This is a genomic window from Desulfosporosinus shakirovi (genome assembly GCF_020595055.1).
Lineage (GTDB): Bacteria > Bacillota > Desulfitobacteriia > Desulfitobacteriales > Desulfitobacteriaceae > Desulfosporosinus > Desulfosporosinus shakirovi.
Genome location: NZ_JAJDOO010000038.1, coordinates 1 through 26,676 on the forward strand (window position 1 = coordinate 1; position 26,676 = coordinate 26,676).

The 26,676-nt window shown below is 41.4% G+C and carries 21 protein-coding genes; 17 read left to right on the plus strand and 4 right to left on the minus strand.

Annotation, left to right across the window (positions count from 1 at the left end; translation table 11 throughout):
- Positions 1-190: 190 nt before the first annotated feature.
- The 3 genes from nrdR to LJE72_RS21775 all read left to right on the plus strand — a co-directional run bounded on the left by nrdR (position 191) and on the right by LJE72_RS21775 (position 5,122).
- A complete protein-coding gene (gene nrdR / locus LJE72_RS21765) occupies positions 191-667 on the plus strand; it encodes a transcriptional regulator NrdR (RefSeq protein ID WP_229250086.1) in 477 nt (158 codons plus the stop codon).
- 35 nt (positions 668-702) lie between these two features.
- A complete protein-coding gene (locus LJE72_RS21770) occupies positions 703-3,093 on the plus strand; it encodes a vitamin B12-dependent ribonucleotide reductase (protein WP_229250087.1) in 2,391 nt (796 codons plus the stop codon).
- A gap of 553 nt (positions 3,094-3,646) precedes the next feature.
- Positions 3,647-5,122, plus strand: coding sequence for an Lsa family ABC-F type ribosomal protection protein (locus LJE72_RS21775; RefSeq protein ID WP_229250088.1), 1,476 nt, complete (start codon positions 3,647-3,649; stop codon positions 5,120-5,122).
- Between the two features lie 282 nt (positions 5,123-5,404).
- On the opposite strand, the gene LJE72_RS21780 is transcribed toward LJE72_RS21775, so the two are convergent.
- The 3 genes from LJE72_RS21780 to LJE72_RS21790 form a co-directional block, all read right to left on the minus strand.
- On the minus strand, positions 5,405-5,626 hold the full coding sequence (locus LJE72_RS21780) for a spore germination protein (protein ID WP_229250089.1): 222 nt from the start codon (positions 5,624-5,626) through the stop codon (positions 5,405-5,407).
- Positions 5,627-5,797: 171 nt separating this feature from the next.
- Positions 5,798-6,463, minus strand: a complete 666-nt coding sequence (locus tag LJE72_RS21785) for a uracil-DNA glycosylase (RefSeq protein WP_229250090.1) — start codon at positions 6,461-6,463, stop codon at positions 5,798-5,800.
- A gap of 137 nt (positions 6,464-6,600) precedes the next feature.
- On the minus strand, positions 6,601-6,963 hold the full coding sequence (locus LJE72_RS21790) for a response regulator (RefSeq protein WP_229250091.1): 363 nt from the start codon (positions 6,961-6,963) through the stop codon (positions 6,601-6,603).
- Positions 6,964-7,164: 201 nt separating this feature from the next.
- On the opposite strand from LJE72_RS21790, the gene LJE72_RS21795 reads away from it, so the two are divergent.
- Genes LJE72_RS21795 through LJE72_RS21805 form a run of 3 tightly spaced genes read left to right on the plus strand, consistent with a single transcriptional unit; the run spans position 7,165 to position 11,115 of the window.
- Positions 7,165-7,470, plus strand: coding sequence for a hypothetical protein (locus LJE72_RS21795; RefSeq protein ID WP_229250092.1), 306 nt, complete (start codon positions 7,165-7,167; stop codon positions 7,468-7,470).
- 45 nt (positions 7,471-7,515) lie between these two features.
- Positions 7,516-8,889, plus strand: a complete 1,374-nt coding sequence (locus LJE72_RS21800) for an ATPase domain-containing protein (protein WP_229250093.1) — start codon at positions 7,516-7,518, stop codon at positions 8,887-8,889.
- A 30-nt stretch (positions 8,890-8,919) separates the two neighbouring features.
- The gene (locus tag LJE72_RS21805) at positions 8,920-11,115 is read left to right on the plus strand and encodes a two-component system sensor histidine kinase NtrB (protein WP_229250094.1); all 2,196 of its coding nucleotides are present in this window, start codon (positions 8,920-8,922) and stop codon (positions 11,113-11,115) included.
- A gap of 117 nt (positions 11,116-11,232) precedes the next feature.
- Here the strand turns inward: LJE72_RS21805 and LJE72_RS21810 are convergent, their stop codons facing one another.
- The gene (locus LJE72_RS21810; RefSeq protein ID WP_312038957.1) at positions 11,233-11,601 is read right to left on the minus strand and encodes a VOC family protein; all 369 of its coding nucleotides are present in this window, start codon (positions 11,599-11,601) and stop codon (positions 11,233-11,235) included.
- On the opposite strand from LJE72_RS21810, the gene LJE72_RS21815 reads away from it, so the two are divergent.
- From LJE72_RS21815 to LJE72_RS21865, 11 genes are all read left to right on the plus strand, one after another.
- Positions 11,504-12,805, plus strand: coding sequence for an exonuclease SbcCD subunit D (locus LJE72_RS21815; RefSeq protein ID WP_229250096.1), 1,302 nt, complete (start codon positions 11,504-11,506; stop codon positions 12,803-12,805). The genes LJE72_RS21810 and LJE72_RS21815 overlap by 98 nt on opposite strands.
- Positions 12,802-16,416, plus strand: coding sequence for an AAA family ATPase (locus tag LJE72_RS26600; protein WP_229250097.1), 3,615 nt, complete (start codon positions 12,802-12,804; stop codon positions 16,414-16,416). Before LJE72_RS21815 ends, LJE72_RS26600 begins: the two co-directional genes overlap by 4 nt.
- Before the next feature lie 304 nt (positions 16,417-16,720).
- Positions 16,721-17,497, plus strand: a complete 777-nt coding sequence (locus LJE72_RS21825) for an IclR family transcriptional regulator (protein WP_229250098.1) — start codon at positions 16,721-16,723, stop codon at positions 17,495-17,497.
- 488 nt (positions 17,498-17,985) lie between these two features.
- Positions 17,986-19,236: a (Fe-S)-binding protein gene (locus tag LJE72_RS21830; protein ID WP_229250099.1), complete on the plus strand. Its 1,251-nt coding sequence runs from the start codon at positions 17,986-17,988 to the stop codon at positions 19,234-19,236.
- 137 nt (positions 19,237-19,373) lie between these two features.
- On the plus strand, positions 19,374-20,678 hold the full coding sequence (locus LJE72_RS21835) for an FAD-binding oxidoreductase (RefSeq protein WP_229250100.1): 1,305 nt from the start codon (positions 19,374-19,376) through the stop codon (positions 20,676-20,678).
- Positions 20,679-20,696: 18 nt separating this feature from the next.
- Positions 20,697-22,073, plus strand: coding sequence for an FAD-binding oxidoreductase (locus LJE72_RS21840; protein ID WP_229250101.1), 1,377 nt, complete (start codon positions 20,697-20,699; stop codon positions 22,071-22,073).
- Positions 22,074-22,421: 348 nt separating this feature from the next.
- Positions 22,422-22,769: a cupin domain-containing protein gene (locus LJE72_RS21845; RefSeq protein ID WP_073032433.1), complete on the plus strand. Its 348-nt coding sequence runs from the start codon at positions 22,422-22,424 to the stop codon at positions 22,767-22,769.
- Between the two features lie 398 nt (positions 22,770-23,167).
- Positions 23,168-24,445, plus strand: coding sequence for an ATP-grasp domain-containing protein (locus tag LJE72_RS21850; RefSeq protein ID WP_229250102.1), 1,278 nt, complete (start codon positions 23,168-23,170; stop codon positions 24,443-24,445).
- Positions 24,446-24,454: 9 nt separating this feature from the next.
- The gene (locus tag LJE72_RS21855; RefSeq protein ID WP_073032401.1) at positions 24,455-24,742 is read left to right on the plus strand and encodes a hypothetical protein; all 288 of its coding nucleotides are present in this window, start codon (positions 24,455-24,457) and stop codon (positions 24,740-24,742) included.
- 66 nt (positions 24,743-24,808) lie between these two features.
- Positions 24,809-25,705 (plus strand): succinate--CoA ligase subunit alpha, encoded by an 897-nt coding sequence (locus LJE72_RS21860; RefSeq protein ID WP_073032400.1) that lies wholly within the window; start codon positions 24,809-24,811, stop codon positions 25,703-25,705.
- 76 nt (positions 25,706-25,781) lie between these two features.
- Positions 25,782-26,666: an HpcH/HpaI aldolase/citrate lyase family protein gene (locus LJE72_RS21865; protein WP_073032398.1), complete on the plus strand. Its 885-nt coding sequence runs from the start codon at positions 25,782-25,784 to the stop codon at positions 26,664-26,666.
- Positions 26,667-26,676 lie beyond the last annotated feature (10 nt).

A 26,676-nucleotide genomic window follows, 5' to 3' on the forward strand; every position in this document is an offset into this window, starting at 1 on the left:
AAAATGTTATTTCGGTAAATTGACATGAAAATCGGGGTTTGGCTAGCAAGCCCTATTTAAAAATTAAAGGAAGAAAAAATCAAAAATATAAAGTTGATAGATTCAATCATAAATAAGACTTAAGACCTGTTGACACACAACATATAGTGTGATTAAATTAAACTCGTACTATATGTTGGGGGTGGAGGTTGTGCACTGTCCATTCTGCGGAAATGAGGACACGAAAGTCCATGATTCGCGTCAGGTTGAAGAAGGAACAGCGGTCCGTAGACGCAGGGAATGTGAACGTTGTTTGCGTCGATTTACCACCTTTGAAAAGTTCGAAGACTCACCACTAGTCGTTGTAAAAAAAGAAGGTCGACGGGAAGGATTTTCTCGCTCTAAAATGATGGCCGGTATGCTCAGAGCTTGCGAAAAGCGATCGATTTCGATCGATGAAATCGAAGAAGCAGCCTACGCAATAGAGAAAAAATTGCGTAATCGTAATGAACGAGAGGTGTCAAGCTCCGAAGTTGGAGAAGCGGTTTTGGAACAGTTATTTAATTTGGACGAAGTTGCCTACATACGTTTCGCTTCAGTCTATCGACAGTTTCAAGACATACAACGATTTATGGAAGAGCTGCATGAACTTATTGAAAAAAGAGGATCTATCAAAAAGAGAAATTAGTCTGAGTAGTGATAAGGAAAGTTGGGGGTATTGAGTTGAGTTTCGAAGGACAAGCACCAAAGACATGGCCGAAGGCTAATTTAACGCCTAATGCTCGGGTTGTATTGGCAAAACGATATTTAAAACAAGAAGATGGACAAGTAATAGAAACCGCTGAAGATATGATTTATCGAGTAGCTAGTGTAGTTGCTCAAATTGAAGAGGAGAATTATGGTAAGGGAAAAAAGGAAATTCAAGCCCTGATCAAAGATTTTTATACTATGATGGCCAACCTCGAGTTCATGCCAAACTCGCCTACGTTAATGAATGCAGGTCGGGACCTCGGACAACTCAGCGCTTGCTTTGTGTTGCCAATTGAGGACAGCATGGAAGAAATTTTTGATGCAATTAAAAATGCAGCCATTATTCATAAGTCTGGTGGAGGGACTGGTTTCAGCTTTTCTCGTTTACGCCCCAAAAATAGTATGGTCCGTTCAACCGGTGGAGTAGCCTCCGGTCCGATTTCTTTCATGAAAGTATTTAATTCTGCAACAGAAGCAGTTAAACAAGGTGGCACTCGTCGGGGAGCCAATATGGGAATTCTTCGTGTCGATCATCCAGATATTATAGATTTTATTCAGTGTAAAGAGGATAATAAGGAAATTACAAACTTTAATATTTCTGTGGGAATTACCGAAGAGTTTATGCTAGCCGTTCGAGAAGAACGACCTTATGATCTCATAGACCCCCATACGGGTAGTGCTGTCGGACAATTGTCCGCGCCAGAGATCTTTAATATAATTGTAGACCATGCCTGGAAAAACGGTGAACCCGGAATTGTTTTCCTCGATCGTTTAAATCAAGGAAATCCAACCCCGCTGTTGGGGGAGATTGAAGCTACGAATCCATGCGGTGAGCAACCATTGCTTCCAAATGAGGCTTGTAACTTAGGTTCAATTAATCTTAAACTGATGGTCATCGAAAAAGAAGGAAAAATGGTGATCAACTGGGAGCGTTTAAGTCAGGTAACACGATTATCTGTTCGTTTCCTTGATAACGTAATAGATGCCAATCAGTACCCTCTGCCAATTATTGATAAGATGGTTAAAGGAAATCGTAAAATTGGTTTAGGTGTCATGGGATTTGCAGATATGCTTATTCTACTCCAAACCTCATATTCTACTGAAGAAGCAGTTGAATATGCAGAAAAGGTTATGAAATTTATCCAAACCGAGGCCCGTATTGAGTCTCAGAGATTGGCTGAAGAACGCGGAACTTTCCCAAATTATGAGGGTTCTATTTATGATGGGGTTATGAAGCTTAGGAATGCTACACTAACGACTATAGCTCCTACTGGAACCATTTCCATGATTTGTGCCGCTTCGAGTGGGGTAGAACCTTTATTTGCAGTTGCCTATACTAAAACTGTAATGGATGGGACAGCTTTGGTGGAAGTAAATCCGCTCTTTGAATCGTTTGCTAAAGAGTTTGGTTTCTATTCCCAAGACCTTATGGAGAAAATCGCAAACCTGGGAACCGTCTTAGGTTTGGCAGAAGTTCCAAATTGGGTACAGGAAGTCTTTACTACGGCCCAAGAGATTGCTCCTGAATGGCATATTCGAATTCAAGCAGCATTCCAGAAATATACTGATAACGCAGTATCTAAAACGATTAACTTTGCTAACTCTGCGACACGGGAAGAAATTGCGGAGGCCTATCGACTTGCAGATGAACTTAACTGTAAAGGCCTGACAGTTTATCGCGATGGCAGTCGGGAAGAGCAGGTGCTTTCCACGGGTACCGCAACAGTACAATCCCAAGATGAAAAGGTTGCTGGGACTAAGGCACCGATCTCTGCGCCTAAAGTACCGTTTGTCCCCGAGGTGAACACAGTCGTTCCTCGACCACGACCCACTACAACTATAGGGGTTACGGAGAAAATTAAAATTGGGTGTGGAAACCTATATGTAAGTGTCAATGCAGACGAAAAAGGAATTTGTGAAGTGTTTACGAATACTGGTCGTGCCGGAGGATGCTCATCCCAATCTGAGGCTACTGCCCGTCTGATTTCTATAACTCTGCGTTCCGGCCTGTCAGTAGATGCAATTACAGAACAGATCAAGGGAATTCGTTGTCCGGCTTGTATGCGGCGAGAAGGAGTTAATGTAACATCCTGCCCGGATGCTATTGCTAGAGTAATTAGAAAGTATAATGACGTCGGGATAAATTTCACTAAGTCTCAAGCGGGCGTGCAAGAACAAGTGCTGGCGACCGAAAAGGCTGATGTTGTAGCAGGTCAAGGGAATGTTGCGGCAGAAAAGGGCACTACAAAAAAAGCTCGTGTAAATGTTGCCCCAGGAAATGCCTGCCCAGAGTGTGGAATGTCGATCAATCATGAAAGTGGTTGTGTTGTCTGCACTCACTGCGGCTATTCAAAGTGTGGATAAGATTAATGTTCACTGATAATAAAGTCTGTCACTGAATAATAAAGTCGGATACTATTGGACAATGAAATTTTGTCGCTTGGAAAAATTAATAATAATTTGGACTAACTAAAACGCATCTTAGCCAATAACTGAAATACCACGGTTATTGGCTTTTTGGTTTTGGTTCTTACTGAAACTAATATAAGACGAGTTACACTTACATCTCTAGGAGCAGATGGTTATCATATTTCTATTGAGTATAATATTGAGGATCCGAGCGATTTGAAGTATTCTTGATTATATTGTATAATGAAGTCATTAATTAGAGATTGGAGATGGAAAGATGCGTAATTTTTCTTGCTAAAATATCTAAGCATAATGAAATACGGAACCAGTGGCAGAAACCGCTTGTTTTGTTGTGCTTGATGCAAGAAAGTTACTATTTCTTTTCACTCAGATAATACATCCTTACCATACCATACCCTAAATGGGTCTGGCTTTGCTGTGTATTTGCGAGTTGCAAGAATTTAACTTTCTTGCAGCTCATTAATTTTTTGCACAGGAGGACAAAATTATGGCTCTAATAAATGTTGCAAATCTGACCTTTGCCTATGATGGCAGTTATGATAACATTTTTGAAAACGTTAATTTCCAAATAGATACTAATTGGAAATTAGGATTTACGGGGAGAAATGGTAGAGGTAAGACAACATTTCTTAATTTGTTGCTTGGTAAATATGAATACAGCGGTAACATTTCTGCAAATGTTAGCTTTGAATATTTTCCTTTCAATGCAATAAACAAGGAAAAGAATACCCTTGATCTAATCAGCGACATTTTTCAGGATTATACCCACTGGAAATTGATGCGTGAAATTTCATTACTAGAAGTTTCTGAGGATGTTTTGTATCGTCCTTTTGATTCATTATCCTTCGGAGAACAAACGAAAGTATTGCTTGCGTCGTTGTTTCTTAAGGAGAATAGTTTTCTGTTGATTGATGAGCCAACCAATCACCTTGATATGACTGCAAGAAAACTTGTTAGTGATTATCTCAATACCAAAAGTGGCTTTATTGTGGTATCACACGACAGAGCATTTCTTGATAACTGCGTTGACCATATTCTTTCAATCAATAATGCCAATATAGAAATCCAAAAAGGCAATTTTTCTTGTTGGTGGGAAAATAAAAAAAGGCAGGATAGCTTTGAGTTTGCAGAAAACGAAAAGCTTAGGAAAGACATTAATCGCTTGTCAGATTCCGCCAAACGAACGAGTAATTGGTCGAAGGAAGTGGAAAAGACAAAAAAAGGAACAAAAAATTCGGGTTCCAAGCTGGATAAAGGTTATGTTGGTCATAAGGCTGCAAAAATGATGAAACGCTCTAAGTCAATTGAAAACAGACAACAATCTGCTATTGACGAAAAGTCTAAACTTCTCAAAAATATTGAAGACTCCGATAGCCTGAAGATTTCGCAGCTTGCTTATCATAAAAACCAATTTGCCGAACTTGAGAATGTTTCGATTTTTTACGGTGAAAAGACAATTTGTAAAGTAGGCTTTACTATTGAGCAAGGTGACCGAATTGCGCTTGTGGGTAAAAGCGGCTCAGGGAAATCAAGTATTATTAAACTTATTTGTGGTGAGAATATAGCCTATACAGGCACTTTCAGAAAAGGGAGTCAGCTTAAAATATCCTATGTTTCACAGGACACATCGCATCTTCAGGGCGATTTAACTGACTATGCTACAAATAACAAGATTGATGAAAGCCTTTTTAAATCCATTTTAAGAAAGCTTGGCTTTTCCAGAGTTCAATTTGAAAAGGATATGTCAACTTTTAGCGGGGGGCAGAAGAAAAAAGTGCTGATTGCCAATAGTTTATGCGAACAAGCGCATCTATATATTTGGGATGAACCCCTTAACTATATTGACGTGATTTCCTGTATACAAATCGAAGAGTTACTGCTCAAATATCAACCGACCATTTTGTTTGTAGAGCATGATAGGGCATTCAGCGAAAATATTGCGACAAAGTTTGTAAATATCTGATGCAAGAAGATAGCTTAATTATTAATCAGTCAGAATATTTCTCTTTTCGGCTCCTATGTTGGCATCAATTATATTTTGGCTAAATACAAGGAGATGGCACAGGAAAAGGAATGATTAAGGGGGCTCAAGGATTCGGAAACACAAAAAGACAAAAACGCTACCAACAATTGCCCCGATAAGGATGAAAAGCCAGGTATCCTGGTTAGCGGAACGAGGGAAGGGGTGTGAAGTCGGGATGCTAGTACATCGATTTCGTTGCTCACAGTATCACCTTTTCTTCCGCTATAGAGGATACTGAGGTTTATAAGTCTCATCAATTGGCATTTCTTTGGAATTGGAACGTAGGAGGGTATGACCCCAGGCACCTAGTCCCAAGGTTACCAGAGGTACCATATGAGGAATACCGAAAGAATTTAAGGTGGCGAGGTGAATGCAGATAATGAAGAAGGATAGTGCGAAACCAAATAAACCTAGGAAGCTAGTATCATTATCATACCTCAGCAATTTAGTTTTATAGTATTATCTTAAGGCACAAGAATATATGTAACATGGAAAGGCCCTCCCCCTAATAAGTCATAAACAGAACTCTTAACAAAACAGTAAAAAAAAGACCTCCTAATTGTAGAATTTATAAATCTACAGTAGGAGGTTTATAAAATTTAAGAATTCATTGAGTTAATCTATCTGCCAGTCGATCGGTAATCTATTGTTAGAAATTAAGAAATTGTTTGCTTTAGAAAAGGGTTTGCTACCAAAGAATCCTCTGCTGGCAGATAAGGGGCTTGGATGAGCGGATTCGATAATCAAGTGATGAGAGTTTGTAATGAGGTTTTTCTTAGAACGAGCGTTATTACCCCATAAGATAAAGACTACAGGATCGTTCTTCTCATTAACTAAAGAAATGATCTTATCAGTAAAAATTTCCCAACCCTTGTTTTGGTGAGAATTGGGCTTACCTGCTTCTACGGTGAGTGACGTATTGAGAAGTAACACTCCTTGTTCGGCCCATTTTCTAAGAGAACCGTGTTTAGGTGTCTGACAACCTAAGTCGGATTGCAGTTCCTTGAATATATTCTGGAGCGATTTTGGAAAGGGAACTCCCATATTCACTGAAAAACTAAGCCCCATTCCTTGACCGACGTTGGGATAGGGGTCTTGCCCTAAAATGACAGTCTTGGTATTTTTGTATGAGGTAAATACTAAAGCGTTAAACACATCTTCCTTTTTGGGAAAGATCTGTTTCTTCCGGTATTGGTTTTTCACCCAATCTAATAATTGAATATAATAGTCTTTTTTCATTTCATCAACAAGTAGTCTTTTCCAATCAGCTTGAACTGCCATGGTGAAATACTCCTTCCTTTGTGTTTCCTCTAAATAGTTTGTATTGACCATCATTAAACGGCTTCTTCTCTCTTTCTTTATAACACAAAAGTGGCAACGACGATAGCGCTACCACTTTTGTTATACATATAAGAGAATTATGCAATCAATCCGTCTACCGTGTCGACGAGCTCTTGTAATTCGAAAGGTTTAAGTATCAATCCCTGGTAGGAATCTTTAGACGGCAATATTTCCGCTGAGGGGATTGAACCGGTAATAAATGTGACTGGAATAAAATCTAATTTAGGATTTGATCTCATCTTCTCAACTAGTTCTTTTCCGTTCATTCCAGGCATTTTAAGATCTACCAATATTACATCGGGTTTTAATCCCTTTTCTAAGCTTTCATACGCATTCATACTATCATTAAACGTGACAACTGTATGTCCTTCGTCTGTCAAGGCAAGTTTTATTACCATTGATATTAAAGGATTATCATCAATTGTGTAAATTATGGCCAATTCTCTCAACCTCTTTCTAACTTTTTAGAAATGTTAATTTTATTACTAACTATGATTATTAACTATACACCTTTAAAGTAGCAAAATTTGTTGTGACATGTCGTCAACTTTAATACATGTTTTTGTGCAAATGACAATCATAAAAGGATTTCGGCAAAAACATGTCGAAATGTATTAATCTTGAAAGGGGGGGGAAGATCATTGAACTTTCACCAAAAAACTATTGATGAGTTATTTATATCGGTAGGACAAGTTGTTGGGATCCATGTTTTCGTCATTGTTTTAGAACGTGCTTTATGGAAGACTCAGTTAAAGTATGAGGAAGCTGCTATGATCAAAATCTCAGAGGATGGAGCTTCATTAAAAGAGATGTTTGAAATAGAACAGGATAGAGCCATCCTTGTGGTCCATGAGTTTTTGATTAATATAGTAAATACATTAGGTCATTTAGTTGGAAAACAACTGGCGAAACAATTAACGGAAGAGCTTGACGCTATCGATATGTGAAGGTGAAAAGTAGGATAATAGTAGTTTTAAATAGGAGTGTTAGTATTGGATAGAGTTTCGACAGGTATCGTAGCACTTGATGAAATTTTAGGTGGGGGCTTACCAAAAAGCTCGACCATATTGCTAGTTGGACGGCCGGGAACAGGGAAAACAATTTTGGCCCATCAAATGATGTTTAAAAATGTAGAAAATCAAAATAAACTATTGTATCTATCAACTCTCGCAGAACCACAAATTAAAATTATGAAGTATCAACAAGAGTTTAGTTTTTTTAACACTGACAAAGTTTCAAAGAACGTAATTTATAAAGATTTGGGTGGTGTACTTCGCAAACAAGGATCAACCCAAACTATGAAGTTAATTGAAAGTTTTCTTAAGGAATATCAACCGGAAATGGTTTTTATTGATACTATCAAAGCATTTTCTGATATTATTCCTGATTCGATAGAATTTCGGGAATTTATTCTTGATCTGTCCGTTCGTTTAACAACTTGGGGTTGTACGACGATTCTCTTAGGGGAGTACTCGGAACAAGATATCGAAATTAGGCCTGAAAGTGCAATAGCTGATGGAATCATCTATCTCTATGGGACAGAGGAGAAAAGGCAACAAAAAAGATATTTGCGGATTTTAAAGATGAGAGGGACCAATCATTTTAATGGGGAGGCGGTTTTTAAGATTTCTAACGACGGAATTAGCGTATTTCCCCGTTTAAATCCTATGGTGATAAAACAAGATTATATTCAATATTCTATCAAGGTTCCGACAGGGGTGTCAAAATTAGATGAACTAATGGAAGGAGGCATTCCCTTAGCCTCTACTACCTTAATAACAGGGCCTTCAGGTTCTGGTAAAACCATGGTTGCTCTTAGCTTCGCGTTAATAGCAATAAGGTCTGGGATTAAAACAGTTTTTGTTAGCTTTGAAGAAAATCCTTTGCAAATAATTAATAATTTTATGCAAATCGGTAACGACATTAGACCTTATATAGATCAGGGGATTTTACATATTGTCTACGTTTCTCCGGTTGAGCTGGATGTTGATGAACATGTTTATCGGATTCAGGAACTTGTACGTGAGATTGGGGCACAAAGGTTGATCATTGATTCAATCTCTTCATTCGAAATTGGAATGAGCGATAAGGTTAAATATACAGATTATATATGGGCACTTACAGATTACTTTAAGGCCAATGGAATTACTGTTTTGCTTACCCACGAAATGCACGGCTCCTTAAATCTATCAGCCATGACAAAGCATGGAATTAGTTTTGTAGCCGATAATTTATTACTCTTATCCTTCAAAGAAGAGGGAGGCACTTTGAAAAGGTATTTAAGAGTGGTGAAAATGAGAGGCAGTTGTCATTCCACAGAATTAAAAGAGTTGATAGTTGATAAAAATGGTGTATTAATACGTTAGTGACTGGGATCAAAAAGGGGTGCTCAGAGGATGTCAATAAGTACCGAAGATCATGAATTTCTAAAATCTGCACGTTGGCTTAGTTTTTTAGAATGTACTGCTCTGGGTTTACAACTCAATTTGACTATTGTAGCGGCTAATGGAAATTTGATATTTCAATCATCGAGAATATGTTCTATATGTGAAAACCAGTTGGAAAATGCCTTGCCTATTCTGGATTTTAAATCTAAAGAGTATGTCGATAGACGAGAAATGACGGAATTAGATACTGATAATACCGTTATAAACTTTCAATTAGTGCCTGGACTCAGAATGATAGCACAAGAGTGTTTGTGTGCAAAGGAAACGGTACATCCCACATTAAAAGACCGTGGAGCTATTGCGGCTAAATTGATAACTAATTTTTTAATATCATTTAAGCATGAGTTCAATGGTGGACAACGTGCTCTTGAACTTTCTATTCTCCGCCAAATGAATCATATAGTATTATCCTTATTTCATGGAGAGACAGATGCCTTAAAAAGAAGCTTTGAACTAATTCTTAGTGCCTTAATCATCATTTTAGAGGCTGAAGGCAGTTGGGTCCAATTTGAGAATAGCCAAACTGAAATTTTCATTAAGGGCGATGAATTTTTGGTTAATGCTTATCTAACAAGTGCTGAAGGGGTCGCTCAACAGGTCGATATTTCTTATGGGCAGTTCAAATGTAATCTAGGGGTTTTAAGCCCATTGGTCAAAGATCAATCAACTGAGCTGATTTCATTAATGGCACAAGAATGTGCCATTATTCTCGAGATAGATAACCTATTTAAACTTCTTAACAATCAGTTAGCCAGAGTGCTTGGTGGAGTAAACAGTGGGATCTTTTTGGTTGATCAGAGGAAAAATATTACATATCTAAATAAAGCCGCTGAGAAGCTCTTTAGCAAATCGTTTATTAATTTAGTCGGGGTATCAATGTTAAACATCGAGGGGCCTTGGATTTCAATCATTAATGCTGGAATCACTTTCCCGGTTAGCGGGCAGATGGAATCTCTCAAGAAGGATCAAGAAGATGAGAATCCTTGTTGGGTGGATTGGCAGGTATCGCCGATTTTTGAGGGCAAGGTCATCGCAGGTTGGTTAATTATGCTTGACGATCGATCCGATTATTACCGCTGGCAATCTGCTGTACGCAAAGCGGAACGTTTTGCGACTACGTCTATGATGGTGGGAACTTTGGCACATGAGTTACGAAATCCCCTGAGCGCAGCTAAAGGGCTTTTGCAGTTAATGACTAGAAAACGGAATCAGGAACAAACTCAGGGTTATGTAGACTTAGTATTGCGGGAGATAGATCGGGTAGCACGTCTCCTTAATGAATTCCTTCTTCTGGGAAAGCCGGCCTCAATATTACCTGAACCCCTCGACCTAGTTACATTTATGGAAGAATTGCTCCCCCTTTTAGAGGGAGAAGCAATTGGTACAGATATTCAAGTTTTGTTCAACTATGAAATGGTAGCACATATAAACGCTGATGCTGGTCAGCTTACTCAAGTTATTTTGAATTTAGGTCGTAATGCGGTTCAGTCATTAGTTGAAAACGACATAGAAAATGGAATAGTCAAAATCTCCTTAGGTCAAGTAAATAATAAGGTTAGAGTTTGTATTGAGGATAATGGACCTGGGTTTGGTCCTGGTGTAATAGATCAATTGTTCACGCCGTTTTTCACGACTAAAGAAAGAGGAACAGGTTTAGGCCTTGCCATAGTTAAGGCAATTATTAATAATCACGATGGTGAAATCGAAGCAAGCAATAGGCCTCAAAGTGGAGCAGTCTTTACAATAACACTCCCGACTCCAAGCATAGAGGCCAAAGAAGTTGATGTAGCATTAATCATGGATGATAAAGTTTTAAGTTATCCATTGGAGAAGGCCTTGAAAGTCCTTGATTATCGCGTAAAGGTTTTTAAGATAAGTGATTTGGAAAAAGGTGATCTTAGTAACGTTTCGCCGAAGATAATTCTTTTTGAGGGATTAATTGATAATAATAAACTTGTAGAAGTCGTGGAAATACATAGAAGCCGGTCTGAGACAAACTTTATAGTTTTAGGAGATTTTTCAGATGAAACTGCTCAGAGTTTACCCGTAAAGAATATAAAAATTTTAAAGAAACCAGTTGAAATAAATCAAATAATTAGCACAATAAAAAATCTAGAGATAAAGCATATATTAATTGATTTATAAGGGTTTGAAAGTCGGTGCCTCTAGGAAACAGGAAGTTAAGATCCTGTTTCCTAGGGGTGCCTATTTCGGGAATTCAATTATAACTAGCCCGTTTCTCTTTATATAATCTGTTTTTAATTATTTTGCCTTACACGATACTTGCCACATCACCCCGAATTTATCAGTAAACTTGCCGTATAAGGGGCAAAAGGAACTTTCCTGCAGTTCTATTTCAACTTGCCCATCTGTAGATAATGCTTCAAACATTGCTTTTGTGGCCTCTTTAGTATCAAATTCGAGTGAAAAAGAAATGTTATTGCAGGCATTGTAAGGGGTATTAGGAAAGGTGTTAAGACATGCTCTATAATGAGAATATATAGAGATATTGAGTGAAAGGGGCAAGTGACCCATGCGGATCTTACACACATCGGATTGGCATCTGGGGCGTACTCTCGAGGGGCGAAGCCGGATTGAGGAACAGATGACGTTTATTGACGAACTTTGCATGATAGCTGAAGACGAAGCGGTAGATCTTATCTTAATTGCCGGTGACGTTTTTGATACGGTTAATCCCCCTGCCATTGCAGAAGAACTTTTTTATGATGCCTTGAATCGATTGTCTGCAGGGGGAAGTCGGGCTATTGTAGTGATAGCCGGAAATCACGATAACCCGGAGCGATTATGTGCGGCAAGCCCTCTTGCCGTGCGTAATGGAATTACATTATATGGCCTTCCCAAAGAGGTATTGACACCTGGTCTCTTGGACCAGCCTAATTTAGGACGGGTTACCAGGGGTGCAGCGGGTCAAGGGTGGGTGGAGTTACATATTCCTAGTTGCTCAGATCCAGCAATCATTACTATGCTGCCATATCCTTCGGAATCTCGGCTTAATGAGGTTTTAAGCGAAAGCTTAGAAGAAGAAATCCTGCGTGAAGAATATTCCAAGCGAGTACAGCAATTATTTTCTTCATCTAGTCAGCACTTTCGCCCAGATGCCGTTAACCTGGGCATGAGTCATCTCTTTGTTCGCGGAGGAATGGAATCCGAGTCAGAGCGTCCGATTCAACTGGGAAGTGCGCCAACTGTTGAGGTGAATGCGATGCCCTCCGGTGCGCAATACGTTGCCCTCGGTCATTTGCATCGTGCACAGGCTGTCAAAGGAGCGGCTGTACCGACTCGTTACTCTGGTTCGCCGCTGGCTTATAGCTTTTCCGAGACAGGGTATGCCAAATCTGTGATTCTTGTTGAAGCCTTTCCCAGTCAAGCGGTAACGACCCGAGAAATTTTCCTAAGCGCCGGTTACCCTCTTGTGAAATGGAAGGCTAAAGAAGGTTTAGCTCAGGTGCAACAGTGGATTGATGAAGGTAAGGATCGTAATGCCTGGATTGACCTGGAAATATTTGCAACAAGCGCGCTTCAAACGCAGGATATCCATAATCTGCGTAGGCAGAGGGAACGCCTAATTAATATTCGACCCATCTTCCCGGAAACAGAGCAGATCGTCGCGGAGTCTCGCTCTAAATTGCCCATTGATGAACTCTTCAGTAAGTTTTACCAAGACCGAACGAGTGGAGCAGAGCCGGAGCAGGAATTAGTTGCTTTGTTTTTATCCTTAATTGACCCGGACAATACAACATCTCCATCGCAATCTACAGATGTGTTCACCCCTGAATCACAAATAAAAGGGGCTGAGGAGGTTGAGTCAGCGTGAAGCCGATTAGCTTAAGAGTGGCTGGACTGAACAGCTTTAGGGAGGTACAGGAAATAGATTTTTCGAAACTGTGTGAAACGGGTGTGTTTGGAATTTTCGGTTCCACTGGCAGCGGAAAATCTACGATTCTGGATGCCATCACCTTGGCCCTATATGGAACAGTGGAACGGGCACCCAATAATACTCAGGGAATTCTTAATCATGCGGAAGCACAGCTTACGGTGGAATATAGTTTCTCATTAGCTGCAGGGGATCAAAGGACAACCTACCGTGCTCAACGAGCTTATCGACGCTCAGGGGAGCGGACGGTCAAAGCTTCGACCTGCCGATTAATAGAAATAGTCGGAGAGGTTGAAACTGTTTTAGCCTCCAAGGCAGATGAGATGACCAAGAAAATTGAAGATGTGTTAGGCCTAAACGTAGAGGATTTTACCCGGGCTGTAGTTCTTCCCCAAGGAAAATTTGCAGAATTTCTCACCATAAAACCTAAAGATCGAAGACTAATGTTGGAGAGGCTATTTTCCCTTGAAGCCTACGGTCGGGAACTCACAGCTCGTCTTTCGGAACAACTGGACAGTGCTAAATTCAACTTAAACGGTGTAGAACAACGTCAACAAGGTTTGGGGGATGCTTCGGATGAGCGGGTTAAAGAAGCAGAAGCAGATTTACAGGCCTCAACCGTAAAGTCTGAGATAATTACGAGAGATTTGAAAAACCTAGAAATTATGTTTGATGAAGCAAAGGAAATTTGGAGTCTTCAAGAACAGTTACAACAACTGCAACATGAAGAGGCCGAGCTTTCAATTCAACAACCTAAGATGGATAAATTAGGGGTGAGTTTAAGTCTGGCTGAACGTGCAGAATCGATCCGTTCACTTTTGGAAGAGACAGCCGCATCTGAGCAACGATTCAAGGAAGCCAATGACCATGCTGAAGGTTCAGATAAGCGGCTTACAGCGGTGAGAAACGAAAAGGAAACTGCCGAAGGTGAGTGGTTTGAGGCAAATCAAAAAAGGCAAGAAACAGAGCCCCGCTGTTTGCGCAGGTTGGAACAGCTTGAGCAAGCTAAAAGTTTAGAAGTCGATATCCAGGCTCGCCAAGGACGCTTAAACGAAACACGCCTCAAATACAGCGCGCTTGACCGAACTCGGAAGGACCTAGAACAAACGATTAAAGTTGCAACGGATAAAAAAACAGCTGTACAGAAGCAACAACAGGATGTAAAAAGCAATATCGCTCAAATCACAGTAGACCCTGCCCGGAGGAGGCAGGTTAGTGCATCGGCCCAAGCATTAGAAGGATATGAGATGGTCTCCAAGCAAGTGGACGAATTGCAAATAGACTTGGTCAAAAACTTGTCTGAAATAGAAGAACGGCGATCGGAGTTGCAGACTTCCCTGGGGGAGGTCCAGACTGCTCAGAAAATGTCAGAGCAGATAAAGGCGACTTTGATGAGTATGAACCAAAACCCGCCAGTTCATGAAGAAATCTTAACTGAACAGGCTCGAAGAATAGAACGTGACCGGCATAAGATTGCTAATATTGAGCGGGTTGAGCTGGAAGGAATCGAAGAACAAGGGCGATTGAAAATCATCACAGGGGATCGCCAAAAAGCGGAAGTTGAAGTAGGAATCAGGCAGAAGGCACAGGGTGAGATTTCGCTGACCCTTCTGGAGGCAACAGCATTTGCCGAAAGAAAAATGACCGAAGTGAAGGAACTAGAGCGGGAAAATCTTGCAGGGTTACTGGGTGAAAACCTGGTGGAGGGAGAAACATGTCCGGTCTGTGGTTCACCTCACCATCCCAAGCCTGCTCACGGTTTAGATGATGAGATGTTGGACAGAGCGAGAATTGAACTGGAGCAGGCATCAAGAGAGCTTCAAAGCTTGGAAGAGAAAAGTGCGGAAGGTACGACCGCTCTTGCCGTGGCCAAAGCTCAGTTGTTATCTAAAGAAGAGCTGGAGCAAGAACAAGCTGATCTTTTAGCAACTAAGCAAGGTGCTCTTGTTGCTTATCGAGGAGAGTTGGCTGAAGCAGAACGCAATAAGGAAGTTCATGATTTAAAGACGCAACTAATTGAACAAGAATCTAAGTTGGCGAATGATCGCCGAATTTTGAACCAATGGAAAGCGGATCAAGAACAGTTAAACCGTCAGTTGGAGGACGCCCAGCATAAGCTAGCCGAAGTAGAAAAAAAACAACATCAAATGAGTGCTCAAATTACTTTGTCAGAAGGAGTAGGAAAAGAGGTTCGCAATCGTCTAAACCAACTGTTGGAAGACCAAGTGCAACGAAAAGCAACCTTGGACAATTTGCGCGGCAAAATTGCTATAACGGAAATTTTGTCATTACAAAAGCAATACGCAAACTGGGATGAGATGATGGGTACTTTAAATCAGACCTTGTCCGGTCTTGAGGAAGAGTTGCAGAAAGCCGACGAGGCACAGGAAAGGTTTACGCGAGAAAAGACGGACTGTGAGCTTGAACTTCAGAATTTAAGGACCATGGGTACAGAAGCCGCTCGTGATCTGTCAGAGTTACAGATGAAATGTGATGCTTTAACCGAAGGAAAGCCATCCCATGAGTGGATTGAGCAGGTTAAACAGGAATTGTTGCTTGTAACAGGGAGGGAAGAAGGATTTAAGAAGGCCTATGAACAGGCCAAAGAGATATGGAAACAAGCGGAACAGACTCAGGCAGTTAGCCAAAAAACCCTGGAATTATCTCAAGAGTGGTTTGAAACAGCTCAGCGAAAGCTAGACTTGGGTCTTAAAACGGCACAATTCTTGACTGTGGCAGAGGCACAAAGCGCGTTATCGGAGGTCGAAGAGCGACTGAATATGGAAAAAGACATCTCGATCTTCCGTCAAAGGGTGCTAATTAATAAGCAGAAAAGGGAAGATGTGGAAGAGGCGCTTAAAGGTCGGATTCTTCGTCCTGAGGAATGGCTCGCTTGGCCGATTCGGTTAAAGGAGCTTAAAGAGGATTATACAGAAGCGATTGAGCAACGGGGAGCTAATCAACAAAGGTTAGAGAAGTTGAAAGTGGCGCATGAGGAATGGATACGCCTGGAATGTGAACGAAAAGCCTTTAGCCACCGCCAGGATTTACTCAAAACCTTGCAGACTGTTTTTAAAGGGAATGCTTTTGTTGAGTTCATTGCGCAAGAACAATTAGCAAACGTATCTCTAGATGCGTCCGAACGTTTAAAACAGTTAACAAACCAACGTTATGCTTTGGAGGTTGATGCCGAAGGTGGATTTATTATGCGTGACGATGCCAACGGTGGAGTACGTCGACCCGTAAGCAGTCTGTCAGGCGGAGAAACTTTCCTTACAGCTTTGGCGCTGGCCTTGGCTTTATCTACCCAGATCCAGCTTCGCGGAGAAGCACCCCTGGAGTTTTTCTTTTTAGATGAAGGTTTTGGAACTCTTGATGCTAATTTGCTAGAGACAGTAATGAACACGCTGGAAAAACTTCACCTGCAAAATCTAACGATTGGCATTATCAGTCACGTCCCGGAATTAAAGAATCGCCTTTCACGCAGGCTGGTTCTTACTCCCGCTGAGGCTGGCGGGGTTGGAAGCAAGGTCAAGTTAGAGATGGCGTAGCAAATTGATTAACCCCCTCTAATCGCCCCTTTTTAAGCAGGTGATTAGAGGGGGTTAGCAATCGAATATAGGAAACCTGCTACGGAAGAGTGCTGAGTGGTTAGCTGTTTAGATAATTGTGCATAGTAATTTAATTTAATAGAGAAATGACAAGTTGTCTTAGAAAAATAAATATTTTATTAATTTGAAAATTTAGGGTATTGACTATAGTGAATAAAAAGGTCATACTATCAAATATAAAACATAGTTTTATATACTAAAACTGGAATATCAATAAATTGTGGTAATGAATGGAGGACTATTCGTGGCCGAGAAATATGTACAAACTCTTGAGCGATCTCTGGATGTTCTAGAAGTGTTAGCTCATGCTGAAGAACCATTGGGTGTCACAGAAATCGGAAATCGTATCAGTTTGCATAAAAGCACAGTTCATAGGATCTTACAAACTTTATGTCACAGGGGCTATGTCGACAGGAAAAAGGACAGTGAGCGTTATCAATTAGGGATTAAAATTATCGAATTAGGAATTCGCTTCTTTAATGACTTAGAAATTCGTAAAGTTGCTGCTCCTGTGTTAAGTGACTTAGTAAAAGTTTTAGATGAAGTTGTCCACCTGGTTCTTCCTGATGATGGAGAGATTGTTTATATCGATAGAGCAGAGAGCTCTCAAGTTGTCAGTATGCATTCTAAGGTAGGACGCAGGGCTCCAATGCACTGTACTGCTGTAGGAAAAGCTTTGCTCTCAACCTTGCCAGAAGAGGAAGTCAGACATATCCTTGAAGTTAAAGGCATGACTAAATATACTCCTAACACAATAACAGACCCTGAAGATTTGTTAGCTGGTTTGAGAGAAATCAAATTAAGCAAGATATCTCTAGAGACGGAAGAAAATGAAGTTGGAATCATATGTTTAGGAACACCGATATTCGATTACTCTGGGCAAGCAATAGGGGCGATCAGTGTTTCAGGACCTGCTAGCAGGATTACTGAAAAAGGGATTAGGTGGATTGGAGAGGAATTAAAAACGTCGGGAGAGCTAATTTCGGCTAAGCTGGGATTTAGCTTTTTTCAAAACTCATAGACAAGTCCGGGTTAAATAAATGTTTCACAATTCATAATTTCGTCAAAATCCCCAAATAACTAAAATTTTTGGAAAGTTTCCTATTGACGATTTACTCAGATAGGGTAATAATAGAATTATAAGTTTTCTGAAACTATGTTTCAATATTCAAAACAGCTAGACAGTTATTTTTAAAGAAAGGGGAGCTAATTCAAGGTTTAAGTCATTAGGAACTTACATTGAGGAAGTTTTGTTGAACTTATTCAGGGGTTTAGTCGCCGCTTAATGACTGACGGTTATAGATGATTTAGTATCGCTGTAGCCAAGACTCTAACCTCGAGGTTAGAACACCGCCATATACTGCAAGGTGCCGTGATGGTGAGAAGCGATCTCCGGCCAAGGATGGGATGGGCAAGTGTCGCAGTAGCCAAGGATAGAGAGAAGCGAAAGCAGGAGATTGTTGGCGTTTAGCCATCGGGTAAGAACACTGTAATGAAGGGGGAAGATTAGTGGGAGTATTAGCAGACGTATATGAAATGCTAAATACGTGTAACAAGTGTGGTGGTTGCCATACAGCCTGTAAGACCTATAAATTGACTGGGTCAGAAGAAATGTCTACACGCGGAAGAATCCAGCTCATCAAAGCTGTCGCCGATGGAAAATTAGAACCTAATGAAGAGTATGAAGATGCTATCATGAGCTGTTTGTTATGTGGAGAATGTGCAGTCACCTGTCCAAACGGTGTACATGGTAATGAACTCGTCATGGCCGCGCGGCGAGATTTAAAACTAAGAAAGGGAATCAAGCCATTTGCAAAGTCTTTTGCTTTAAAAACTTTAGCAAGTCCGAAGAGGCTGGGCATGGGGTTTCGGCTTTTCGGAGGAATGGGCAAAAGTGTCCTCAATAAAATTGACGGACTGGACTATTTCCGTGGTATTGATATTAAAAACTTCCCCACGGCCAAGAAACCATTTTTGGAGCAGGTCCCGGAAAAGATTAAGGTGCAAAATCCGAAGCATAAAGTCGGATTTTATGTGGGTTGTTTTCTCAATCACTCCTTAGACCAAACCGCTCACTCAGTTGTGAAAGTGCTAGCCAAAAATGACTGTGAAGTTATTATTCCTAAAGATCAAGTGTGCTGCGGTCTCCCGCAATATTGTTATGGTGACTACGAAACAGCGAAAACCAACGCTCGCAAAACCATTGATACCTTTTTAGATAAGTATAGCGATGCCGAAGTTGTGCTTACGGCCTGTGCGTCCTGTGGTTCGATGCTGAGACATGATTATCTGAAGCTCTTTGCCGATGAGCCGTCGTATTTGCCCAAAGTCAAGTTATTTTGTGACAAAGTAGTTGAGTTTTCAGAATATATGGCCAAGATTGGTGTCGATCAGAGCAAACTTCATAATTCAAGTCCCCTGACAGTCACCTATCATGATCCTTGTCATATGGTTCGGGGTCTTAAGGCAACCAAGCAGCCTCGGGAATTGTTGCAAATGATTCCTCGGGTTGATTATAAGGAAATGTTTGAAGCCAACCGTTGTTGCGGGGCAGCCGGCTTAATCCAGGCCTTCTATCATGAGGTATCAACAGATATCACAGATCAGAAGACTCAAAACATCAAGGATACCAATGCAGATTTGGTGGCTACAAGTTGCCCGGCTTGCATGTTGAGACTTCAAGGCGGTATAAACAAAGCCGGACAAAAACAAAAGGTTATGCATGTTGCCGATGTAATGGCCAACGCTTACGAAGACTAATTGGATGCAAGAATTACATTAACTTTGTATATGGCTGACCATTACGATTCATCATGGTCTGGCCGAAAATCGAATATTTCCCTTTGCGGAACATGCTGACCGCAAGTTCTAGTAAATGAGTGGAAGGGCGGGTAGTCATGAGTGACGTCAATATCAGTAAGTTAAAGGGGATTGTCGGTGATGCCTATGTCATCGATTTCCCTTCCGAAATGGCTAAATATCTAAAAGGTCAAGGTAAGCCTGCAGTCGTCGTCTTACCGGCGAGTACTTCAGAAGTTTCGAGTATCGTCAAACTGGCGAATGAGAAGAATGTGAAATTAGGGGTAGGCGGGGCAGTCGTCGATACCCAGGGGATTACGGGCGGGATTGCAATGGTTATGTCCCGGATGAACCGGATTTTAGAAATGGATCATCTAAACCTTGTGGCGGTTGTCGAACCAGGACTTCTTCATAAAGAATTTCTTCTTAAAGTTGGGGAAGCCGGATTAAACTTTCCTCCGGAGCCCTATGTAATCGAAACCAGTTCCATTGGCGGCTGCTTTGCGATTGGAGATTCCGATTCTAAATCCTTTGAATATGGTCCTACCCGGACGTTCCTTTTGGGATTTGAAATGGTTCTCCCGACAGGGGAAATCCTGGAGATCGGAAATAAATGTATAAAAAACGTTTCCGGTTTAGATTTCATCCACTTTGCTGTCGGAAGCCAAGGGACATTTGGGATTTTCACCAAACTGCTGGTGAAGCTCTTACCTGTACCGGAAGCTAAAAAAGCAGTGATTGGAACCTTCGCATCCATGCATAAGGCGAATGCAACCTTCAATACCCTGATTAAGCGGAATGTGCATCCGACCCGGATGAATCTCATCAATGCATCCCTTGCGAAAATTGCAAAACCGGGAACGGAAGGGCAACTTGTGATCATAGATTTGCAAGGATTTAAAGAGTCGGGTAAAAACATCGTTAATGAAGTTGCTTCAGTTCTTACCTTGGGTGGAGGCTCTGATGTAAAGATCATTGAGGAGGGCGCTGAGTATGATCAAGTGATCAATGGTTGGCTTAAAGCTCGCGCCGAACTCAATGCAAAACCGTCGGAAATCGTGGAATTTGTGGTTGGCCCGATGAAAATGCCTCAAGCCCTGTCTCAGCTCGAAGCGCAAACGGGGGAGCTAGGGGCTTATCCTGGCATAATTGTCGAAGGACTTCTCGGATATGTTTGTTTGGCTCTGCCCGAGGGAACGGATAAACTTGCTTTAGCCAGGAAAGTGAATAAACTGGCCATGTCCCTAGGCGGGAACGTGAAGGGCCTCTTGGGTCATAAGCTCAAAGCAGAAGTTTACAATGATGCGGAAATGTGGAAGCAAACCACAAGTTTGCTCAGTGAACTGCGTCAACAATTTGACCCCAAAGGGATTCTCAACCCTGGGGTAAGTCTAGAGGCTTAAGAAGAAGGAGGTCTGAATATGTTAAGCCAAGCGGTTGTTAAGCGGCTGAAGGAAATTGTTGGGGAGAGAAACGTGGTTACAGACAAAGTTGGTCTGTTGACCTATGGTTATGACGGCACGTTATTATCCGGTGAAGCCTTAGGAGTGGTTTCTCCGACAACAACGGAACAAGTCGTTGAAATCGTCAAATTGATGAACGAGCAAGATATTAAACTTGTTCCCCGAGGTGCTGGTACGAATGAGAGTGGTGGAACCATTCCTTCAGCAAAATCTGTGGTGATTAGCTTTACTAAAATGACTAAAATTCATGAAATAGACACTGAAAATTTTGTAGCAGTCGTTGAGCCTGGAGTGATCAATTTTGACCTTCAAGTTGAACTCGCTAAGAAAAATTTCTATTTTCCTCCAGATCCGTCCTCCTTTAAGGCCTCAACAATAGGAGGGAATCTAGGTGAATGCTCCGGTGGACCGAAATGCTTTAAATATGGGGTTACCCGGGATTATATGTTGGGTCTGGAAGTCGTTCTCCCGAATGGCAAAGTCATTCAAACGGGGGGGCGTAATTTCCAAAGTGAGCCGGGTTATGATTTGACTCGAATCATTGTTGGCTCGGAAGGAATCCTAGGATTGGTCACCAAAGTTTTCGTTCGTATCCTACCGATACCCAGAGCCAAGAAAACAATGCTAGCTCTTTACGACAAAGTTGAAGATGCTTCTCAAACTGTTGCCGATATCGTTGCTGCCGGTATTATTCCGACAACCCTGGAATTGATGGATAATTTGCTTATCAATACGACTGAAGATTTTACCCATGCCGGGCTTCCCCGTGATGCTGGAGCGGTTCTAATTATTGAGGTTGACGGATATCCGGAAGATATGGACGGACAAGTCAAGACGATTGGTGAAATTGCCTCAAAAATTGCTAAAGAATTTAAAGTTGCTCAAACGGCAGTTGAAGTGGATCAAATTTGGACTTCAAGGCGCAGTGCTTTCGGATCTGTTGCTCGAGTTAGACCATCCTATGGTGTTAATGATATTACGGTTCCGAGGAGTAATTTCCCAAAAGCGATTGGGGGAGTCCTTAAAGTTGCCAAAGATTTTGGTGTGACCATCGGAGTTGTGGCTCATGCCGGTGACGGAAATCTTCATCCGCTAATTCTTTTCGATCAACGGAATAAAGAGGAAACTGAAACCGTTCATGCTGCTGAACAGGCGCTCTGTATGATGGCGCTTGATCTTGAGGGTACAATAAGTGGTGAGCACGGAATCGGGCTTGTCAAGAAGAAGTATCTTGATAAGGAGTTTACACCCGCTGCTATGGAAGCTTTTAGAAAGATTAAGAGAAGCTTCGATCCGAGCAATCGCTTTAACCCAGGGAAGATCATCGACCTATAAATTTCTCACTTCCTAGTGGCGTGTGGACACTGCTCTAGTGTTTATACACTAGAGCAGTTTTCTTTGTGTCTTTAAAAACAGTGCTTACTTATACATATCAAGCGAATTTAATAGTGAAAAAGGGATATACTAAATTTTGGGTTTTGTGAGTCCTTTTTATCACGGTATTCAACATAGACACCAGAATCTGAGCAATAATGGCTAAGCTATTATTACTGCATAAGTGCATGAAGATAAAAGGGGTTAAGGCTTGTAAATCAAAGTAATATCACACCGCTGAAGTCTAAATATTCTGGATATCAGAAATTGAGCTGTGGCGAATGATTGAAAATGGATGGAGGCAAAAACGTGGAAAACCGAGTTTTTATGCTTGAAGATTTGGCTAAATTTGATGCAAAGGATCCCCAAAAAGTTATGGTTTATCAGTCCGATAAAACTTTAGGTGCTATGTGGTGTTTAGAACCAGGTCAAGAAGTATTTCTCCATCAACATCCTAATGCGGATGATGTGTGGATTTGTCTGGAAGGTGAATCGGGTCTCTATTTTGCGGGAGAAGGGCAAGAAGTAAAAATTAAAAAAGGTATGGCGATTCTTGCAAAAGCGGGACAGACTCATGGAATGAGAAATACGGGTAAAGACCGTTTTATATTTATTGGGATTGCCGGACCAGTGCCGGTAGAGACAGTGAAGTTATAATATACGAGGCAAAAGAATTTGGATTTAAGCTATGAATAAAAAAGTTATTATTTAATGACATATTCTTTGAAAAATAAGCAAATAATTCTGTTGACTAATGAACAAATAAGATAGATAATGGTTCTAAGGGAAAATGAAACTATGTTTTAAAGAATGAAACAATAACCTTAAATCCTTTTCCCCTTGTCAAATAACTATTACTTACTACGATGTGCTTGGGAAGCAATGTCTTATACGCCCCTCGAATCTTGTGTGAATACTAAGTGGGAAGGAGGGACATTTTCTTTTCAATGAGTGGGTATTAAAAATTGTCAAGCGGTATGTGTCTAGTTAGAAAAACTAATCTCTTAAAGCGACCTTAATAGTTGCAGAAAATTTCATTATGGAAGTGATAACGTATGGCAAAATTTCTAGAATTCCAGGGAAAAGAATGGCTTAGAAAATCAGGACTGCCGGTACCACAGGGACGTGTAGCCTCGACTCCGGAAGAAGCCAAAAAGATTGCCGAAGAGATAGGCAAAGCTGTTGCAGTAAAAGGACAGGTACAGGCCGGGGGACGCGGTAAAGCAGGAATTGTAAAATTAGTTAATACTCCTGATGAGGCGGCTGCAGCTGCTGCCGAAATTTTTGCTAAAAACGTCATGGGAGTACCTATCTACCAGGTTCTTGTTGAAGAAAAATTGGATATTAAAAAAGAATACTATTGTTCGTTCGTTGTTAATGGCGCAAGAGAAGCTCGTTCCCCTATGCTCATGTTCAGTACTGAGGGTGGAATGGACATTGAAAGCGTTCCCGAAGAACTCCTATTTAAAGTCAACATTGATCCAATCAACGGGTTGCAGGTATATGACGCAGTAGATGTATGTGCTCGAGCTGGAATTCCTGCTCAGGATATAAGTAAGTTTGCTAGTTTTTTATCTAAGCTATCCCAAGCTTATAAGAAATTAGATTGCCAAACACTGGAAATTAATCCCTTTATCATGACGGGGAGCGGTAACTTAGTCTGTGCAGATTGCAAAATGGAAATTGACAACAGTTCCGTGGGACGTCATCCGGAATTTGGGATTTCAATCGCGCGGGATTTGCCTGGTGCGCCTACTGAGTTAGACCTGATTGGCTGGAGTATTGAAGAAACTGATGCTCGTGGTACAGGCTTCCTTATGAATATGGGCTATGACGAAGTGAGTCCTGGTTATATCGGCTACCATCCCATTGGTGGCGGATCAGCAATGATGGGCTTAGATGCTTTGAACCAAGTAGGCCTGAAGCCGGCAAATTATGCTGACACCAGTGGTAACCCAGTCGGTTCAAAAATTTATAGAGTAGCAAAATGCGTTCTTTCTCAGCCAAATATTGACGGTTATCTGCTTGGCGGGTTCATGATGGCAAACCAAGAGCAGTGGCATCATTCCCACGCTATCGTCAAGGTACTCAGGGAGGTTCTCCCGACGCAGAAACCCGGAATGCCTTGCGTGTTGTTACTCTGTGGCAACAGGGAAGATGAATCTCTGGAAATCCTTAGAGAGGGTCTTGCCGACCTAATGACTCCTGATGGCCCGGGAAAGAGAATCGAAATCTATGGCAAAGAATACGTAACAGATACCAAATTCATAGGACAAAGACTCTTAGCTCTCAGCAAAGAATATAGAGCTGAAAAAGAATCTCAAGGAAAGTAGGGGAAACCTGTGCTGGAATTCGCAGAAAAAAGCCTGACAGTTAGAATCGATACCAGCAAGTGTGATACATGCGAGACTAAGGCATGTGCCGAGGCGTGCAAAAAGTACGCGAGAGGTTTGCTTGGGATTGATGACCAAGGTAGAGCTTCGGTTGCACATCGCGATGCAGAAGAAGTTCTGCGTCTTGGAACTGAGTGTTTAGCATGTGAACTCGCTTGTAAGACCAAAGGTAACAATGCCATAACCATTGAGGTTCCTGTTAAAGGTTTGGATGAGTACCTTAAGAAACGTCAATAGGTGCAATAGACTAGGTAAGTTGTTATTGTATACAAAACGAAGCAAAATGTTAAATGAGGGATAAAGATGGGCATTTTGATCAATAAGAGTACTAAGGTAATTGTCCAAGGGATTACAGGTCGAGAGGGATCTGTACGGACAAAGTACATGAAAGAATATGGTACCAAAGTAATTGGTGGAACTAGTCCGGGAAAAGCCGGAGAACAGGTCCACGGCATACCGGTTTTTAACACAGTAAAAGAAATTGTCCGCGAGCAAGGCGAAATTGACTTCAGTGTTATCTTTGTACCAGGCAAAATCTTAAAAACAGCTGTTTATGAAGCAGTCGATGCTGGCGTTAAGAACATTATTCCATGCGTTGAGGGAACTCCGATCCACGATATCATGCAAATGATAGCATATGCCAAGTCTAAAGGATCAAGGCTCCTGGGACCAGGGTCTATCGGAATTATAACACCAGGTGAGGCTGTGGTAGGTTGGCTTGGCGGTAACAAAGAATGGGCCAACAAATTCTTCCAAAAAGGGAATATTGGAGTTTTCTCTCGCAGTGGCGGCCAGTCAGGAACAATTCCTTGGTTGCTGAGAGAAGGCGGATTTGGAGTCAGTACCGTAATTCATACCGGGACGGAACCAGTCCTGGGAACGTCTATGGCGGATTTACTGCCGTTATTTGAGGCTGATCCAGAGACAAAGGGTGTTGCAGTCTATGCAGAAATCGGTGGTACTCAAGAAGAAGAGTGTGCTGAGGTTATCGCAGCTGGTGAATTCACAAAGCCTTTCGTAGTTTACGTAGCAGGTGCATGGGCACCGGCAGGTATGCGATTCTCCCATGCATCTAATATCGTAGAGCGTGGACGTGGATCAGCTAAAAGTAAAATGGAAGCTATTACGAAGGCTGGGGGATTTGTTGCTGAAACTCCAACGGATATCCCAATCATCTTAAAACAGAAGATTAAGGATTAAAGGCTAAAGCATAGTGTTGGTATCCCAAGGGTTTTAACCCTGGAAATAAAAAATAAAATTATAGGGGGTAATACTAATGACAATTATGAGATCTGTTATGTATATTCCTGGAAACAATCCTAAAATGGTTGCAAAGGCTCCTGAATTTCCGGCGGACATCGTTACACTTGACCTAGAGGATTCCGTTCCGCCGGCTGAAAAAGAAGCTGCTCGTCAAATCGTTCGTGAAAACCTCAAATATGCAGGTACTGGTGGAGCAGAAGTATATGTCCGTATTAATAACTGGGAAACAGAATTAACCAATGATGATCTGGAAGCTATTGTTTATGAAGGTCTCAGTGGAGTAACTCTGGCAAAAACAGGATGCGCCGCAGATGTACAGCGCCTTGATTGGAAACTTGAGGAACTCGAGCGTCGTCGCGGCTTAGAAGTAGGGACAGTTAAGATCTCTATGCTGCTTGAAACAGCTAAAGGAATTATCAATGCTGCAGAGTGCTGCTTAGCCAGCAAACGGAATGTGAATGCAATTTTCGGAGCAGTTGACTATTGCCGTGATATGCGTGTTAAACTAACCAATGAAGGCGTTGAACAACAATATGGCCGCGCTCATGTGGCTGTTGCTTGCCGTGCGGCAAGAATTGTGGCAATCGATGCTCCTTTCGTTGACTTCAAGAATATTGAAGCCTTTGAAAGAAATGTTGCTGAAGGACGTCAAATGGGCTATGAAGGCCGTATGATCATTCACCCAGGACAAATCGAACCTTCTAATCGTATGTACTCTCCTGATCCTGCCGATGTTGAGTGGGCTGCTGGTGTTGTGAAAGTCTTCGAAGAAGAAGGCATTGCTAAAGGCAAAGCATCCGTTTCTTTCAACGGAAAAATGGTAGATACCCCTGTGTACCTCAATGCTCTGGATATTATTGCTGCTCAAGCTGAAATCGACGCAAAAAACGCTAAGTAAGATAGTTTGA